Genomic DNA, 17,337 nt, shown 5'->3' with positions numbered 1-17,337 from the left:
GGCGGCCGCCTCGGGCTACGGACGCGGAGTGCGGGGAAGGGCACTGGCAAGCTGCTGCTGCTGCTGGAGGAGGAGGCGGGCCGGGCGGCGCCGGCATGAACCCTTCGGCACCGTCGCGTGCCGGTCCCTCCGGCCGCCTGCGCGCGGTCCGTCGAGGGGCAGCTGCCTGACTTGAAACGGCGCCTGGAGGCTGCCGGGGATCTCCCCGGGCCGGCCGGCGCGGGCTGAGGCTCCCGGCCAAGAATTTCGACACGTATTCGACAGGGCCACCCGCGAAATCCCGGTGACAGCCGGACAGCCCCGGACCCTCCTCATGATCGTCGGGGGAGGGTCCGGGGCTGTGCCGTATCGCCCGAAACGTGCTCTGAACAGCAAAAATGCCCTCCCGATGGGAGGGCGGAGACTTGCGCCCCCGGCAGGACTCGAACCTGCGGCCAAGCGCTTAGAAGGCGCCTGCTCTATCCACTGAGCTACGGGGGCCGGGTGTGGTGGCCTCGTACGTGCTGCCCGGGTGTGGGCTGATCCGTGACGTTGCCGGGGACAAGGATAGGGCTCCCGGTTCCTTGTCCCGGTTGCTTCGCCTCCGTGGCTCAATGTGGAGGTTCGGTGAAGCGGTCCTGATAATCGCAGGCAGGTGCGAATCGTGCATCGCTTTTCGCGTCCCGGGCCACGGGTGTTGTGCACTCGTTATGCCTGCGCTGTGCCTCTGTCCCAGTCGTACCTTCCGTCCCTTGTGTCCTATCGGCGCGCAGACATGCCTATATGCTTCATAAATCCCCTAAAATTGGGCATTCTTCGCATGTGGTGACCTTGGACGTACGGCCTCAGCTGCTCGACGCACTTTCCGCCCTGCGCGACCGTGTCGCCGCCGCACGCTTCCCGCTTCCCCTGGCGGGGGCCCCACGCGCGCGTGCCAACCGCGACGAACTGCTCGCCCAGCTCGACGACTATCTGGTGCCCCGGCTCAAGCAGCCCGACGCGCCGATGCTGGTCGTCGTGGGCGGCTCCACCGGCGCCGGTAAGTCGACCCTCGTCAACTCACTGGTGGGCCAGCGCGTCAGTGAAGCGGGCGTGCTGCGGCCGACGACACGGACTCCGGTCCTCGTGTGCCATCCGGAGGACCATCACTGGTTCAGCGGCATGCGGGTACTGCCGCGGCTCACACGCGTGTGGGCGCCCCATCAGGATTCCGCGGACGACCTGTTGCTGCCCGGCGAGGACGGCAGACACGTGTTGCGGATCGAGACCGCCGACACTCTCCCGCCGGGCCTCGCCCTCCTGGACGCACCCGACATCGACTCCCTCGTGGCCGACAACCGCGTGCTCGCCGCCGAACTGATCTGCGCCGCCGACGTCTGGGTGATGGTCACGACCGCCGCCCGATACGCCGACGCCGTGCCCTGGCATCTGCTCCGCACCGCCAAGGAGTACGACGCCATGCTCGTGACGGTCCTCGACCGCGTACCCCACCAGGTCGTCTCCGAGGTGTCCCGGCAGTACGGCGCGCTGCTCACCAAGGCCGGGCTGGGCGACGTACCGCGCTTCACGGTGCCCGAACTGCCCGAGTCCGCGTGGGGCGGCGGGCTCCTCCCGGCCACCGCCGTGGCGCCGCTGCGGAACTGGCTCGTCCACCATGTCCAGGACCCCGGCTCCCGGCGCCATGCCATGGCCCGCACGGCCCGGGGCGTCCTCGACTCCCTCAAGGCCCGGATGCCCGAACTGGCGGGCGCCGCCGCCTCGCAGTACGCCGCCGCGCTGCGTCTCACCTCGGCCGTCGACGCGGCGTACGACACCGAGTACACGCGCGTGCGGGGCCGTCTGCAGAGCGGTGCCGTGCTCGCCGGCGACGCGCTCAAACGCTGGCGGGCCTTCCCGCTGGACTGCACCGCCGGTGAACTTCTCGACGCCCTGGTGGAGAGCCTCGGTGCCCTCCTGCTGTGCGCCGTCACCGCCGCCGACGAGCGCGTCGACGATGCCTGGCGGCGCGAACCGGCCTCGGACGCACCTGAGCTGACGGACCGGGACGCCTCGTCGGAGAGCACCGAGCACCGGATCGGCCTGGCCGTACGACGGTGGCGGCGCGAGATCGAGGAGTACGCCGAGGACGAGGTCCGCGGCCTCGAACGCGGTGTCGCGCCCGATCCGGAGTCGGTCGCCGCCCTCGTCGCCACCGCCCTGCTGGGCGGCCGCAGGGCGCGCTCGGCCGGAGAGGGGCTCGCCGAACGGATCGGCGCCCACGGCGCGCTGCGGCTGCGCGACCGCGCCGGACGGCTGCTCACCGAACACCTCGACCGCGTGCTGCACACCGAACGCGAGCGGCGCCTCGCGCCCCTCGACGGGCTCGAAGTCCACCCCGAACCCCAGGCCGAACTCATCGCCGCGCTGTCCGTACTTCAGAAGGAGAGGTGACCGGTGACCGCCGTCACTGACCAGGACCACACGGACAACGACCACACGGACAACGATCACAACGACAACGACAACGACCACGAGAACGGCATGGACGGCAAGGACGGCAGCCCGGGGTCGGGGGAGAACCCGGAAGCCGGGGAGCGGGCACAGGCGCGGGCGCAGGACCGCGCGGGCGCGGAGGACGGCGGTACGGCGGAGAATCCCGCGAAGTCGCCCGTGAGGGACTCCGCGAACGAACCCCGTGCGCAGGAGGCGGCCGTCCACGCGCGCGTGTCCGAAACCGACGGGGTCACCGCCCCTCGCACGGCCCCCGGCACCGGCCCGCACGCGCCCTCCCGCAGGGAACCCCGTCCGGAACCCGGTACGGACCCGGGCGCGGAAGCGGGTGCCGATCCGGGTGCCGATCCGGGTACGGACTCCGCCGAGGCCTGGGACGACGGGCTCATCGCCCGCCGCGTGAACGAGGCCACCGCCGCCGAGCAGGCCGCCGTCATGGAGACCCGGGTCGGCGGTGGCGGCGGGAGCGCCCTGCCGTCGACCCCGCTCACGTACGACGCGCCCCTGCGGTCCCGGCTCGACGCACTGCGTGAACTCGTGGGGCTCTCCCGCACCCGGCTCGACAGCCGGACCCTCGCCGAGGCCGGCCGGGTGCTCGACGAGGCGGCGGCCCGGCGCAGGCTCTCCGGTCAGCACACCGTCGTCGCCATCGCGGGCGCCACGGGGAGTGGCAAGTCGCAGCTGTTCAACGCCCTCGCCGGAGTGAACATCTCGGAGACGGGCGTACGCCGCCCGACCACCTCCGCACCCATCGCGTGCAGTTGGAACGACGGCGCGTCGACCCTCATCGACCGGCTGGGCATCCCGGGCCGGCTGCGCAGGCGGCCGGTGCAGAGCCAGGACGCCGAGGCGCAGCTGCGCGGGCTCATCCTGATCGACCTGCCCGACCACGACTCGGCGGCCGTGCAGCACCGCGAGCAGGTCGACCGCGTTCTGGCGCTCGTCGACGCCGTCATCTGGGTCGTCGACCCCGAGAAGTACGCCGACGCCATCCTCCACGAGCGCTACCTGCGGCCCATGGCGGGCCACGCGGAGATCATGTTCATCGTCCTCAACCAGGTCGACCGGCTCCCCGGCGAGGCCGCCGAGCTGGTCCTGGACGACCTGCGACGCCTGCTCGACGAGGACGGCGTCGCCCTCGGCGAGTACGGCGAACCGGGCGCCACCGTGCTCGCCCTGTCCGCGCTCACCGGCGACGGCATCGGAGAACTGCGCGAAGTTCTCGGCCAGTTCGTCACGGAGCGCGGCGCCGCGGCACGGCGGATCGCCGCCGATGTGGACGCCGCCGCGTGGCGGCTGCGGCCCGTCTACGCCACCGGGCGGCGCACCGGGCTCAGCGAGGAGGCGCGGGACGAGTTCGCGGACCGCCTGGCGGACGCCGTGGGCGCCACCGCCGCAGGCGAGGCCGCCGAACGCGCCTGGCTGCGCAACGCGGGCCGGGCGTGCGGGACGCCGTGGCTACGGCTGTGGCGGTGGCAACAGGACCGGCGCGACCCTCCCACCGGGCGGCTGCCGGTCCGTGCCCCGGCCGACGAGGAGGCCACGGCACGGCAACGCGTCGAGCAGGCGGTGCGCACGGTGTCCGAGCGGGCCTCGGCGGGGCTGCCCATGCCGTGGGCGCAGGCCGTGCGGGAGGCGGCCGTACGCGGCGCCCAGGGGCTGCCCGAGGCGTTGGACCAGTTGGCGGCGCGGGCCGGGCTGCCGACGGGGCGGCCACCACGGCCGGGCTGGTGGCCGGTGGCCGTGCTGGCACAGGCGTGCATGACCCTGCTCCAGGTGGTCGGCGGGCTGTGGCTGCTCGGACAGATCGTCGGGGTGATGGCGCCGAACCTGGGGGTTCCGGTGCTGCTGATGGTGACCGGCATCATCGGCGGCCCGCTCGTCGAGTGGAGCTGCCGGCTGGCGGCACGGGGGCCGGCCCGGCGGTACGGGCAGGACGCGGAGCGCCGGTTGCGGGAGGCGGCGGCCGGGTGCGGCCGGGCCCGAGTGCTGGATCCCGTCGCCGCGGAACTGCTGCGGTACCGGGAGGTCCGGGAGCAGTACGGGCGGGTCACGGGGGTGGGGGCCGCGGCTCGGTGAGGTGCCGTGGGTGACCCGCGAGGGGTGACCAGCGAAGGGTGACCAGCGAAGGGTGATCCACGAGAGGTGATCCGAGTTGGGTGATCCACAGGGCGCGGCGCGTGGATCACTCGTCCGGGTGGTGGGGTTTTCCACAGGCGGTGGGTGGTCCACAGCGCTCGGCGGGCCCGGTCCGACGGAGGCAGTCTGGCTTCGCGGTGATCGCGACGGATGCGGTCGCCGTGAGGGCGGTGACGGTACGCGGTGCGAAGACCCGCGGCTGTCACGGCGGACGCAGCCGTGCGGGACGGGCCCGTACGTGTATCCGGGCGGGGCGACCGTCCGGCGAGGAGGGGTTCACGATGAACGAGACGATGGTCTGCGCGGTCGGCAACGTGGCGACGCAGCCGGTCTACCGGGACCTGGCGGCGGGGGCGTCGGCGAGGTTCCGGCTGGCGGTGACCTCGCGCTACTGGGACCGCGAGAAGGGCACCTGGACCGACGGGCACACCAACTTCTTCACGGTGTGGGCCAATCGGCAACTCGCCACCAACGCGGCGGCCTCGCTGAACGTCGGCGACCCGGTGATGGTGCAGGGCAGGCTGAGGGTGCGTACGGAGTCGCGCGAGGGACAGCAGAGCCGGACGTCGGCGGACATCGACGCCGTGGCGATCGGTCACGACATCTCGCGGGGCACCTCCGCCTTCCGGCGGTCGGGCCGGCCCGAGCCGATGGCCGTCGGCGCACCGGCGCGGCCCGAGCCCGGCTGGGAGACACCGGCCGCCGATGCCGCCGAGCCGGAGCCCGACACACCGCAGCGCCGACGGCGCGAGCCGGTGGCGGTGACGTGAGCTGAGGGGCAGGACGGGGCGGTGTGGTGCGGTGCGGGAGGGAGTGGGGATGCGGTGTCATGCGACGGAGTGGTGACGGACCGTCAACGCCCGTGCCGCGCCGACGCCGACCGAAGTGCGGCTTATCGGCGCATGCGGTTCGAGCAACAAAGTGGATTTGTCGATAAGCAGGACCTCTGGGCGATCTTGGGGATAACGATTCCGAGTCGGATCGGCGATCCGATGAGATGACCGGGAAGCGCGCTGCGCGACGTCTCTAGGATGCCGGACGTGGCTCACGGGGCTTCTGATTCTGCTGGTGGGACCCGTACCCCCCACATCAACGGGTCCTGCTCGAAGGGGAATTGTGTGATTTGTTCGTTCTCCGCGCCGCTCGCACGCGGGCGAGGGGCGGTCCGCCTCGCCGCGGCGGCGCTGGCATCCGGCCTCTTCGTCGTCGGTGCGATCGCCGGCGCGGGCACGGCCGCCGCCGCCGAGGTGACGCAGAGTCAGGGCGGGGCCACCGCGACGATAGGCGGCCTCAAGACCTACGGCGCCGCGGTGATCCACGCCGACGGCGGCGACCAGGAGGTCTCGGCAGGCCTGTTCGAGATGTCCGTCGAGGGCGGCGGCACCTTGCAGACCTACTGCGTCGACCTCTACAACCCCACGCAGAAGGACGCCAAGTACCAGGAGACACCCTGGAGCGGCACCTCGCTGGGCGCCAACAAGGACGCGGGCCGCATCCGTTGGATCCTTCAGCACTCCTACCCCCAGGTGAACGACCTGGCCTCGCTCGCGGACAAGGCCGGCATCGACGGGGGTCTCACCGAACAGGACGCTGCCACCGGCACCCAGGTGGCGATCTGGCGCTACTCGGACGGCGCGGACGTCGACGCGGTCGACACGCAGGCCGAGCGGCTCGCTGACTACCTCCAGAAGGCCGCCCGCACCGTGGCGGAGCCCGAGGCGTCGCTCACCCTCGAGGCGCCCGCCGTCTCCGGTCACCCCGGCGAACTCCTCGGCCCGGTGACCGTGCACACCAACGCGGGCGGCGTGACGGTGACACCTCCGCTGGACGCCGCCACCAGCGGCGTACGGATCGTCGGCAAGGACGGCAAGGTGGTCACGTCGGTGACGGACGGCAGCCAGCTGTTCTTCGACGTGCCGGCCGACTCGGCCGACGGCTCGGCCGAGCTGACCGTACAGGCCTCGACCACCGTCCCCGTCGGCCGTGCCTTCACCTCCGAGAGCCGCAGCCAGACCCAGATCCTGGCCGGTTCCAGCGAGTCGACGGTGTCGGCGACGGCGAGCGCCACCTGGGCGAAGCAGGGCGCCATACCGGCACTGTCCGCGGCGAAGAACTGCGCGAGGACCGGCGTGGACATCACGGCCGTCAACCAGGGCGACCAGGTCTTCACCTTCGAGCTGATGGAGACCGAGTACACCATCCCGGCCGGTGCGTCCCGGACGGTGACGATCCCGCTCCAGGAGGACCAGGCCTACGCCTTCACGATCAACGGCCCGCAAGGCGTCGAGAGCCGCTTCACCGGCGTCCTGGACTGCGAGACCCAGGCCGACGAGACCGCCGGCCTGACCACCCAGACCCTCAGCGAACCGAGCCCGGCCACCGTGGGCGGCACCTCCACCACCGACGACACCAACCTCGCCGCGACGGGCGGCACCAGCGCCACCCCGCTGATCGCCGGCACCGCCATCGGCCTGGTGGTCATCGGCGGAGCGGCCCTCCTGCTCGTGGGCCGCAAGGAGAACGAGACCCGTCACTGAGCGGAGGGGGCGGGCGGGGGCAGCAGCAGGGCAGCGGCACCGAGGACACAATGCTGAGGTGCCCCCCGACGCCCTTGATGCCTCCGACGCACTCGGTGGCCCCGACGCACTCGGTGCCTCCGACGCCCTTGGTGCCTTCGACGTCCTCGGAGCCATCGACGCGGTGAACTGGTCGGAGATACCTCGTCCGACCCGGCATGCGTGCGACGAACCCGAACGCGTCGGGCAGGCGCTCAGACAACTGGCGCTGTCCACCACCGCGAACCGGACGGGCGACGCGGCAGCGCTTCTGGCCGGCGGGGGCTTCGTCTGCGCTCACGCCGGCATGGTGTTCCCCGCTGCCTGCGCGGCCGCCCCGATCCTGCTGGACCTGGTCGAACACGGCCCGAGGCCTCGGGTGAAATCCGCGGCCCTCGGGCTGCTGTCCGAGGCGCTCGACTGCCTCCCGGCCGCCGGCCACAACCGGGTGGACACGCCCTATGGCACCGACGTCCCGTTGTGCTGCGCCGTGGCACGGCACATCCGCAGCCGCCGAGAGGCCCTTCTGGCCCACGGACGCGGTGGCGGCCGGCTCCTGACAGAGGCCGACCGGCACTGGCGGCTGATCATCGAAGAGACCGAGCCTCAAGCCGACGGCACCCTGATCGCCCTCGCCGTTCTCGAGGGTTCGCTTCAGGACACACCCGTTGCGGCCGAGGTGCACCCATCGTCGCCCGCACGGCCTGCTCCGACGTCAGTCATCGAGAGCCTGACAGTCGACGCGACCGGCGCCGCGTGCGTCCGACTCGGGGCGGCGCCGCTCGAAGGCGTCCCGCCGGGTTCTGTCCTCCACCCGGCCGAGTGCGGCCTCCGCGAACACTGAACAAGCCGTCGCCGGACCGTCCCGGGATTCCCCAGGGGGCTCGACGGTGACCGACAGTGATGGGCGGGTCGCCGCCGTCAGCGGGGAAAGCCCAGCTCACAGCCCCCCGGCCGAATGGGTTAACACCCAGGGCTGGACCTCAGGCAAGATGGGGTGTATCTGCCCACCTGCCCACTGCCAGATCTCAAGCTGCCGGACGGTTTCTCTTGGCTGAGTACATCTACACCATGCGCAAGACGCGCAAGGCACACGGCGACAAGGTCATCCTTGACGACGTAACGCTGAGCTTCCTGCCCGGCGCGAAGATCGGTGTGGTCGGGCCTAACGGTGCCGGTAAGTCCACCGTTCTGAAGATCATGGCGGGGCTCGAGCAGCCCTCCAACGGTGACGCGTTCCTGTCGCCCGGGTACAGCGTCGGGATGCTGCTCCAGGAGCCGCCGCTCGACGAGTCCAAGACCGTTCTGGAGAACGTGCAGGACGGCGCGGCCGAGGTCATGGGCAAGCTCAAGCGCTTCAACGAGGTCGCCGAGCTGATGGCGACCGACTACTCCGACGCGCTGCTGGACGAGATGGGCAAGCTCCAGGAGGACCTGGACCACGCCAACGCGTGGGACCTGGACACCCAGCTGGAGCAGGCCATGGACGCCCTGGGCTGCCCGCCCGGCGACTGGCCCGTCACCAACCTCTCCGGTGGTGAGCGCCGCCGTGTCGCGCTGTGCAAGCTGCTGCTCGAGGCCCCCGACCTTCTGCTGCTCGACGAGCCCACCAACCACCTGGACGCCGAGTCCGTGCAGTGGCTGGAGCAGCACCTCGCGAAGTACCCCGGCACCGTCGTCGCCGTCACCCACGACCGGTACTTCCTCGACAACGTCGCCGAGTGGATCCTGGAGCTCGACCGCGGTCGCGCCCACCCCTACGAGGGCAACTACTCCACCTACCTCGACACCAAGGCGAGCCGCCTCAAGGTCGAGGGGCAGAAGGACGCCAAGCGTGCGAAGCGTCTGAAGGAAGAACTCGAGTGGGTGCGGTCCAACGCCAAGGGGCGTCAGGCCAAGTCCAAGGCGCGTCTCGCCCGGTACGAGGAGATGGCGGCCGAGGCCGACAAGATGCGGAAGCTGGACTTCGAGGAGATCCAGATCCCGCCGGGCCCGCGTCTGGGCTCCATCGTCGTCGAGGTCAACAACCTCTCCAAGGCCTTCGGCGAGAAGGTGCTCATCGACGACCTCAGCTTCACGCTGCCGCGTAACGGCATCGTCGGGATCATCGGCCCGAACGGCGCCGGCAAGACCACGCTCTTCAAGATGATCCAGGGACTCGAGGAGCCGGACTCCGGGTCCATCAAGGTCGGCGACACCGTCAAGATCTCGTACGTCGACCAGAGCCGCGAGAACATCGACCCGAAGAAGTCGCTGTGGGCCGTGGTCTCCGACGAGCTCGACTACATCAACGTCGGGCAGGTGGAGATGCCGTCCCGCGCGTACGTCTCCGCGTTCGGCTTCAAGGGTCCCGACCAGCAGAAGCCGGCCGGTGTGCTCTCCGGTGGTGAGCGCAACCGCCTCAACCTCGCGCTCACCCTCAAGCAGGGCGGCAACCTGCTCCTCCTCGACGAGCCGACGAACGACCTCGACGTCGAGACGCTGTCCTCCCTCGAGAACGCGCTGCTGGAGTTCCCGGGTGCGGCCGTGGTCGTCTCCCACGACCGGTGGTTCCTCGACCGGGTCGCCACGCACATCCTCGCCTACGAGGGTGAGTCCAAGTGGTTCTGGTTCGAGGGCAACTTCGAGTCGTACGAGAAGAACAAGATCGAGCGGCTGGGTGCGGACGCCGCTCGTCCGCACCGCGCCACCTACAAGAAGCTGACCCGGGGCTGATCGATCTTGCGGCACATCTACCGCTGCCCACTGCGCTGGGCGGACATGGACGCGTACGGCCACGTCAACAACGTGGTCTTCCTCCGCTATCTGGAGGAAGCCCGTATCGACTTCCTGTTCCGCCCGGAGAAGGACTTCAAGCAGGGGTCCGTGGTGGCCCGCCACGAGATCGACTACAAGCGGCAGCTCGTCCACCGGCACTCCCCGGTCGACATCGAACTGTGGATCACCCAGATCAGGGCGGCGTCCTTCACCATCGCCTACGAGGTGAAGGACGGCGACCAGATCTATGTCACCGCCTCCACGGTGATCGTGCCGTTCGACTTCGAGGCGCAGCGGCCGCGCCGGCTCACCGCCGAGGAGCGTGACTTCCTCGCCGAGTACCGGGACGACGACGAGGAGGCCGTCGCCGCATGACGGTGCTCCACCTCGCCGACGAGGGGGAGGCGGCGGATGTCGCGGCCTTCCTCTCCCGGCTGCTCCACTACGACCGTGGAGCAGCGGTCCGGCTCCAGGCGGCCGGCACCGCGCTGGCCGTCTTCGGCAGGCCGCCCTCCTTCGAGGTGCTCGCGATCCGCGCGGTCCGGCTGGCCAAGCCGTACGAGAACGGCCTCGACGTCACGCTGGACGTGACCGTGTCGGCGGGGGAGCTGCTGGAGTCCGTCGACGAGAGCGCTGCGACGGCCGCCGTTCCCGAGGCCGTCACCGGGCCGCCGTGGGCCGGTGTGCTGCCGCCACGCGGTGGCTGGCGGCCCGAGGCGGGGCTGCCCGCCGCGGACGCGCTGCGCGCGATGGTCGGCGCGGCCGTCGCCGAATTCCGTTCCCGTACCGAGGAGTTGACGGCCGAGCTGCGGACGCGGGCCGAACTCGACCGGATCGGGCGGGAGATCTGGTCCCGGACGGTCGGGGACACCGGACTTCCCGTGCGCGCCGTGCACGCGGCCCAGTCGCTCGGATTCCTTCGGCCCTCCACGGGTTCGGAGGAGCTGAAACTGGTCTCCCTCGGCGCGTGGCTGCGGCTGCGCACACCGTACGGGTCGATCGCCGTGCGGCGGGCGGGGCGGCTGGGGATGCTCGACGTCAGCGTGCGCTGACGCGCGCCGTCCGCGGCGCCGGGTCCGCCGTCATGCCCGCGGTTCGACCCCCGTCACGCCCCGGCGCGTTCCCGCTTCACGCCCCCGCCGCGTTCCCGGTTCGTTCGACCCCCGTCATGTCTCCGGCGCGTCCCCCGTCACGGTCTACTCCGGGGTGTTCACCATCGACGCCGCCGCGTACGTCAGGTAGTTCCACAGGGTGTGTTCGTGCTCCTCGGACAGACCGAGTTCGTCGACCGCGACCCGCATGTGCTTCAGCCAGGCGTCGTGCGCGGCCCGGTCCACGACGAAGGGGGCGTGCCGCATGCGCAGACGCGGGTGGCCGCGGTGCTCGCTGTAGGTCGTCGGACCGCCCCAGTACTGCATGAGGAACAGCGCGAAGCGCTCCTCGGCCGGGCCCAGGTCCTCCTCCGGGTACATGGGCCGCAGGATCGGGTCCTCGGCGACTCCCTCGTAGAAACGGTGGACCAGCCGGCGGAAGGTCCCCTCCCCACCGACCTGCTCGTAGAAGGTCTGCTCCTGAAGCGTGCCGCGCCGAATCTCTTTCACGTCTCCCATGGTCTCAGACCGGGAGACGGAGGACTCGAGGCTTAGGACCGCCCCCTCCGGTCACTCCCAGCGGCTCGCTTCCCGGGGCCGCGCACCGCACAGTGGAGTCATGAGCGCGGACGCACTCGACAAGGAGCTGGCGGACCTCGCCGCATCGGCGCGGGCGATGTTGCTGCGCGAGATCGAGGCGAGCGGGGCCTTCGGCGCCGATCCGCGCTGGGCGGAGGCCTTCGCGACGGTCCCGCGCCACCTCTTCGTGCCGTACTACTACGTCGGCGGTGTCGGCGGCTACGAACGGCGCTGGGGCGGGAGCCCCGACCCGCGGACCCGGGAGCGCTGGGTGCGGGGTGCGTACGAGGACGTCCCGCTGGCCACCAGGCTGCGCGACGGCGTGCTGCTCTCCTCCAGCAGCCAGCCCTCGTTGATGGCGCTGATGCTGGCCGAGCTGCGGGTCGAGGACGGCGACCGGGTGCTGGAGATCGGCGCGGGCACCGGATACAACGCGGCGCTGCTGTCGTACCGGCTCGGCGACGGGAACGTCACCACCGTCGACCTGGACCCGGAGATCACCGAGTCCGCCCGTCGGCACCTCGACGACGCCGGGTACCGGCCGACGGTCGTCACCGGGGACGGGGCGCGCGGAGTGCCCGAACGCGCCCCCTTCGACCGGATCATCGCGACGTGCACGCTGGCGTCGGTCCCGCGGGCCTGGCTCACCCAGTGCGCCCCCGGAGCCCTGATCCTGGCGCCGCTGGCCACCGGGCTGATCGCGCTGACCGTGCGGGACGCCGGACACGCCGAGGGCCACTTCCTGGAGACCCCGGCCTACTTCGTGCCGTTGCGCGGGTCGGAGCGGCCCGAGCCGGAGCAGGTGGCACTCGCCGGAGTGCCGCACCGGGCCAGGGAGAGCGACACGTTCCGCTTCCTGCTGGCCCTGACCCGGGGCACCCTCGACCCGCAGGAGGCGTCCGTCCTGTGGGAGCGCGAGGGCATGCCGGGGCGGGAGCGGTACGGCATCACGGTCGGCGTCGAGCACGCGTGGGCGTGGCTCGACGAACCGGAGGGGCCGTACGCGTGGCCCCTTCCGGGTTCGTCGGGTACGTCGGGGCCGGGCCTCGTCGAGGACTAGCCGCGGCGGATCGTGAGCGTCGTCCAGGCGCCGACGTGCACCTGGTCGCCGTCCTGGAGCGGCACCGGGACGAACGGCTGGATCGGTTCTTCCGAGCCGTTGACCGTGGTGCCGTTCGTCGAGTTCTGGTCGACGACGGCCCAGCTGCCGTCCGGCTGCTGGACCAGCACCGCGTGCTGGTGCGAGACGCCCGGGTCCTCCGGCGGCACCGACAGGTCCAGGTCGGGGGTCTCCCCGGTGGAGTGGCGGCGGCGGCCGATGGTGAACTGGTTGCCGGTGAGCATGCGCTGCTGCTCGGGCGAGTACGCGGGCAGGTTGAGCCCCGCGGCCTCGGGGCCCGAGCGGTGCATCATCGCCATGAAGTACGCGCGGTCCGGGCCGATGGTCACCGACCAGGTCGCCGGCTGCTGCTGGTAGGCGGGGCCGGGCGGGGGCGGTGCCTGGGTGGCGCCGGGCTGCGGGTAGCCGTAGCCACCGCCGCCCTGAGCCGGGCCGGGGCCACCGGGGCCACCGGGCGCGCCCTGACCGGGGCCGGTGTGCGACGGCGGGGAGATCACCCAGTCGTCGTCGGCGCCGCCGAAGGGCCGGCCGCCGGGCTGCTGCGGGCGACCGGTCTCCTGCGGGAAGCCGGACGGGGCCGTCGGGCCGGACGGCTGGAAGGCCTGCGGAGCCCCCGGGCCGCCCTGGTTCCTGGGGTCGTTCTGGTTCCTGGGGTCGTGCTGGCCGCCACCGAAGCCGCCCTGGCCCGGTATGCCGGGACCGGCCGTGGGTGTGGGCCCGGGCGGCGGTGGAACCGGTCGCGAGGGGTCGGCGCCGAAGGCGGACGGCCCGCCGGGGCCGGGCGGACCCGGAGGACGGCCACCGGGACCGCCGGGCTCGCGGCCGAAGGGGTCGCCGCCGGGACCGCCGGGCTCGCGCCCGAAGGGATCGGAGGCCTGTCCGCTCTGCTCACGCCGGTAGGGGTCCGAGGGCGGACCCGAAGGCTCGCGTCCGAAGGGGTCGCCGCCCTGGCCGGAGGGATCCCGTCCGAAGGCGCCCGGAGGCGGACCGCCGGCAGGACCGCCCGGACCACCCTGGCCACCGGGCCTGCCCTGACCGCCCGGGCCCGAGGGCTCGCCGCCGAACGGCGGGATCGGCTCGGCGGGACGGTTCATCTGGGACGGGCGGGAGCTCTGGTAATCGAACGAGTCACTGCCCCCGTAGGAGGGAGGCGGCGGCTGGAAACGCCCGCCGGGGCCACCAGGACCGCCGGGACCACCCTGGCCGGGGCCGCCCGGACCGGCGCCGGGACCCGGCGCCGGTGGGCGTGGGGCGGCCGGGGTGTACGAGGTGGCCGTGTTGGTCAGGAAGTTCCACCGGCACTCCTCGCAGAACGGCGCACCGCCCTCACGGGGCGTACGGCACTGCGGGCAGAGCTCCGGCTCGTGGTCCGGTACGGAGGACAGGTGCCGTCCGCCGGGCTGGCCGCCCTGACCCTGGCCGGGCGGCGGGAAGCCGTAGCCGCCGGCGGTCGGGGGCGGTGGGGGAGGGGGCGGAGGTACGGCACCGGCCATGCGGTGACCGCAGACCTCGCACCAGTCGTCGGAACCCGACTGGTGTCCGTTCGGGCAGGTCGGCATGTCGGCGCGTCCCCCTCTCTCCTTCGGTGTCCCAAAAGCGCGTTCAGGTCACTTCTTTACACGAACAGTCTTTGTGGACCGGGTCTCGAGCGTCATCTCGTCGGCGTCCGTGACCTTCGCCTTCAGTCGCACAGTACCTGTCGTGGCATCGACCACGTCCACCACCTTCGCAAGCAGTTTCGCAGTATCACCGTTCCCCGAGGCGCTCGCGAGCTGAACGGCCCGGCCCAGTTTGGCCGTTGCTCCATCCATATCGCCCGCTTTGCGAAGGTCGAGCCCTTGCTGGATGACCTGCGCCAGTTCGGCCTGCCCCGTGTAGTGCGCGACCTGAGGGTTGATCGACGTGGAGGCGGACATGTCGTCGGTCCACACGGCCCGCACGAGACCCTGCGCGCCGAGGTTCTGGACCGTCCCGTCCGGTTGCGGAATGACCAGGGAGACCCGGGCGGCGAGCATCTCCTGGCCGACGTTCGCGGCCGGGACCTCGACGCACACGTGGTAGTCGCGGGACTCGTCGCCCCAGGAACCGGTGGGGTAGTCGCCCGCGCGCGGGCCCGCCTCCGTACGGCGTTCGGTCAGCTCCTCGACCGTCGGCGCGACCTGCTTGACGAACTTGATGGCGGTGCCGACCGGGGTCCACAGGCGCAGCGCGACGTCCGCGACCTCCTTGCCCATCGCCGTCTCCATCATCTGCGTGAAGTCGGCGGCGAGGCCGGCCGGGTCGGCGACGATGTCGGCGGTGCCGAGCAGGGCGGAGGCGATCCCTGTGACTTCTTTCACTTCCCAGTCGGTGCCCACGCCGCGGGCGTCACAGGTGAAACGGCCGGCGCAGTCGTCGAGGGCGGCCTTGAGGTCCTGCGGCGACTCGTGCTCGTTGCGGCCGTCGGTGAGCAGGATGCCGTGCCGGATGGCGACGTCCGCCGTCGACAGCAGCCGGTCGGCCAGCCGCAGCCAGGTGCCGATCGCCGTGCCGCCGCCCGCGCTCAGCCGGCGCAGCGCCTGCTTGGCCTGCTCGCGGGTGGTCGCGTCGGCGACCGCGAGCCGGCCCCCGCCCGGATAGACCTCCTTGGCGACATGGGTGCCGCCGATCACCGAGAAGTGCACGCCGTCGCGCAGCGTGTCGATGGCGGCGGCGGTGGCGTCGCGGGCGTTGCGCATCTTGGTCGGCGGGTAGTCCATCGAGCCGGAACAGTCCACCATGATCGCCACGGCGGCGGACGGGCCCTGGCTCGGCGAGTACAGGTGCGGCGCGGCCGCGGCGCTGCCCACCGTGCCGCCGCCGGTGGCGGTCACCGTGACGATCGCGTTGACCTCGCGACCGCCCTCCGGCAGGTACTCGTTCTGGTAGACGTCCACCGAGAACTGCGGCACGTTCGACTTCGAGAAATTGGCCATGCCTACTCAAATCCCCCTCGGAAACCCCACGCTCGCGGGGTGATGTCTGAATACGGACCGGTCCCCACCGGTCCGTACGCGTGCTTCCCCGTGCTTCCCGTGTTTCCCCGTGTGTTCCGGTGTTTCCCTTTTTGCGGCCTCAGGCCGATCCTGCCCCCTGCGCGGGTGCGGGGAACGGCACGACGGCCACTGTTACGTTGTCGTGGCCCCCGCCGTCCAAGGCGTGGCCGACCAGGACGCGTGCGCTGTGCAGCGGCCGGGCCGAGGCGTCCGGCGGAAGGACCTCGGCCATCTCCTCGGCCGCCTCGGCGTAGTTCCACAGGCCGTCCGTGCACACCACCACCACACCGGGCCGGTCCGGCTTGAAGGAGGCGGTGTGCGGCTCCAGTTCGTAGGCGTCGGCGCCGAGCCAGCCGGTGATCGCGTGGGCGCGCTCGTCGGCGTAGGCCTCCGCCTCGCTCATCAGGCCCGCGGCGACCATCTGCGCGGCCCACGAGTCGTCCTCGGTGAGCCGGGCCGGGGGTGAACTGCGGTCCGTCGGGACCCAGTAGGCGCGGCTGTCGCCCACCCAGCCGACGACGAGCAGCCCGGGTGTGACGATCGACCCCACGAGGGTGCAGGCCGGTGCGTTCTGGTGCGGGGCGTGCTCACGGGCCGTGGCCGGCTCGTCGGCCAGCGCGTTGACCGCGTACGAGGCGGCGACGATCGCCTCGTGCATCGCCTGCTGCGGGTGCGTGCCCTGCGGCAGGGCGGCGAGCAGTGCCTCCCTTGCCGTCTTCGACGCGGCGAGGGAGGCGTCGTCGGGGCGGGTCGCGGAGGACACGCCGTCGCAGACGATCGCCACGAGCGCGGGCGAGCCGTCGGGCAGGGCGGTGCGGCCGAGGCCGAAGGCGTCCTCGTTGCGGTGGTGGCGCAGACCGCGGTCGCTGACGGCGGCCATGGGCCCCGACTCCAGCTCCATGTGGTCGCGTTCACGCGGCTGGGCGTGCCCGCAGTTCTCGCAGTACCCGTCGTCGTCGACCCGGCCCGCCCGGCAGGCCACGCACACCTGGGCGGTCTCGGCCACCACGGCGGCCTCGGCGGCCACCCGGGGGTCCGGCGCCTGCAGGGCGTACTCGTCGGGCTCCGAGGGCCGGTCGAACCGGACACCCGAGACACCGGCGCCGCCGGTGACATCGGACTCCCCGGAAGCGGGGGAGGCGGCGGGAGCCGACGGGAGCGGGGCGCCGGGGGCCGGCGGCACCGGTGCTCCGGGACCCGACGGCGGCGGCACACCGGGACCCTGCGGCACCGACGCACCGGAGGCATGCGGTACCGGCGCACCGGAACCCTGCGGCACCGGTACTCCCGAGGCCGACTGCGGCGGCAGTGCCGCAGCGGCGACACCGCCCGCGGTGGCACCGTTGAAACCGGCACCGCTCGCCCTCGCGCCGATCGGGCCGGCACCCGGCACGGCCGTACCGCTCACGGTCGGGCCCGTCGGCCCTGCCGCCGCCTGCGCGGGAGCCGGCTGGGCCGAGCCGTTCATCGTGAGGGTCGGATGGTCGTCCGGGCGCGGCGGTACGGCGGACAGGTCGTATCCGCACGCGCCGCAGAAACGGTCACCCGCGTCGAGCGGCTCCGCGCAGCTCGGACACGTCGGCAGGGCGGCCTGCCGGGGCATCTGGGACATC

General features: G+C 72.2%; 13 protein-coding genes and 1 tRNA gene. 9 read left to right on the top strand and 5 right to left on the bottom strand.

Features of this window, described 5'->3' with window-relative positions; all coding sequences use genetic code 11:
• Positions 1-407: 407 nt before the first annotated feature.
• Positions 408-480: transfer RNA gene (locus OG736_RS16600), tRNA-Arg, on the bottom strand.
• Between the two features lie 321 nt (positions 481-801).
• Here OG736_RS16600 and OG736_RS16595 point away from each other — a divergent pair.
• The 8 genes from OG736_RS16595 to OG736_RS16560 all read left to right on the top strand — a co-directional run bounded on the left by OG736_RS16595 (position 802) and on the right by OG736_RS16560 (position 10,972).
• Positions 802-2,409, top strand: a complete 1,608-nt coding sequence (locus tag OG736_RS16595; protein WP_327183141.1) for a dynamin family protein — start codon at positions 802-804, stop codon at positions 2,407-2,409.
• Positions 2,410-2,412: 3 nt separating this feature from the next.
• Positions 2,413-4,548 (top strand): YfjP family GTPase, encoded by a 2,136-nt coding sequence (locus tag OG736_RS16590; protein ID WP_327183140.1) that lies wholly within the window; start codon positions 2,413-2,415, stop codon positions 4,546-4,548.
• A 341-nt stretch (positions 4,549-4,889) separates the two neighbouring features.
• On the top strand, positions 4,890-5,378 hold the full coding sequence (locus OG736_RS16585) for a single-stranded DNA-binding protein (RefSeq protein WP_327183139.1): 489 nt from the start codon (positions 4,890-4,892) through the stop codon (positions 5,376-5,378).
• A 348-nt stretch (positions 5,379-5,726) separates the two neighbouring features.
• Complete coding sequence (locus OG736_RS16580) at positions 5,727-7,145, top strand: Cys-Gln thioester bond-forming surface protein (RefSeq protein WP_327183138.1); 1,419 nt, start codon at positions 5,727-5,729, stop codon at positions 7,143-7,145.
• Between the two features lie 58 nt (positions 7,146-7,203).
• Positions 7,204-8,007, top strand: a complete 804-nt coding sequence (locus OG736_RS16575; protein ID WP_327183137.1) for a hypothetical protein — start codon at positions 7,204-7,206, stop codon at positions 8,005-8,007.
• 206 nt (positions 8,008-8,213) lie between these two features.
• Positions 8,214-9,878, top strand: a complete 1,665-nt coding sequence (ettA, locus tag OG736_RS16570) for an energy-dependent translational throttle protein EttA (RefSeq protein WP_020127897.1) — start codon at positions 8,214-8,216, stop codon at positions 9,876-9,878.
• 6 nt (positions 9,879-9,884) lie between these two features.
• Positions 9,885-10,295 (top strand): acyl-CoA thioesterase, encoded by a 411-nt coding sequence (locus OG736_RS16565; RefSeq protein WP_142264361.1) that lies wholly within the window; start codon positions 9,885-9,887, stop codon positions 10,293-10,295.
• A complete protein-coding gene (locus tag OG736_RS16560; RefSeq protein ID WP_327183136.1) occupies positions 10,292-10,972 on the top strand; it encodes a DUF8185 domain-containing protein in 681 nt (226 codons plus the stop codon). The genes OG736_RS16565 and OG736_RS16560 overlap by 4 nt, the downstream gene beginning before the upstream one ends.
• 144 nt (positions 10,973-11,116) lie before the next feature.
• On the opposite strand, the gene OG736_RS16555 is transcribed toward OG736_RS16560, so the two are convergent.
• Entirely contained in the window at positions 11,117-11,530 is a 414-nt protein-coding gene (locus tag OG736_RS16555) for a globin (RefSeq protein WP_327183135.1), read from the bottom strand.
• A gap of 100 nt (positions 11,531-11,630) precedes the next feature.
• Here OG736_RS16555 and OG736_RS16550 point away from each other — a divergent pair, with 100 nt between their 5' ends.
• Positions 11,631-12,650: a methyltransferase domain-containing protein gene (locus OG736_RS16550; RefSeq protein WP_327183134.1), complete on the top strand. Its 1,020-nt coding sequence runs from the start codon at positions 11,631-11,633 to the stop codon at positions 12,648-12,650.
• Here the strand turns inward: OG736_RS16550 and OG736_RS16545 are convergent.
• From OG736_RS16545 to OG736_RS16535, 3 genes are all read right to left on the bottom strand, one after another.
• Positions 12,647-14,269: an FHA domain-containing protein gene (locus OG736_RS16545; RefSeq protein ID WP_327183133.1), complete on the bottom strand. Its 1,623-nt coding sequence runs from the start codon at positions 14,267-14,269 to the stop codon at positions 12,647-12,649. The genes OG736_RS16550 and OG736_RS16545 overlap by 4 nt on opposite strands.
• A 48-nt stretch (positions 14,270-14,317) precedes the next feature.
• Positions 14,318-15,664 (bottom strand): vWA domain-containing protein, encoded by a 1,347-nt coding sequence (locus OG736_RS16540; RefSeq protein WP_171397301.1) that lies wholly within the window; start codon positions 15,662-15,664, stop codon positions 14,318-14,320.
• Between the two features lie 139 nt (positions 15,665-15,803).
• The gene (locus OG736_RS16535) at positions 15,804-17,336 is read right to left on the bottom strand and encodes a PP2C family protein-serine/threonine phosphatase (RefSeq protein WP_327183132.1); all 1,533 of its coding nucleotides are present in this window, start codon (positions 17,334-17,336) and stop codon (positions 15,804-15,806) included.
• Position 17,337: the final 1 nt, after the last annotated feature.

It is taken from the genome of Streptomyces sp. NBC_01334, from assembly GCF_035983595.1.
In the GTDB taxonomy this organism is placed as follows: Bacteria; Actinomycetota; Actinomycetes; order Streptomycetales; family Streptomycetaceae; genus Streptomyces; species Streptomyces coriariae.
This window is presented reverse-complemented; position numbering and strand designations above follow the sequence as displayed.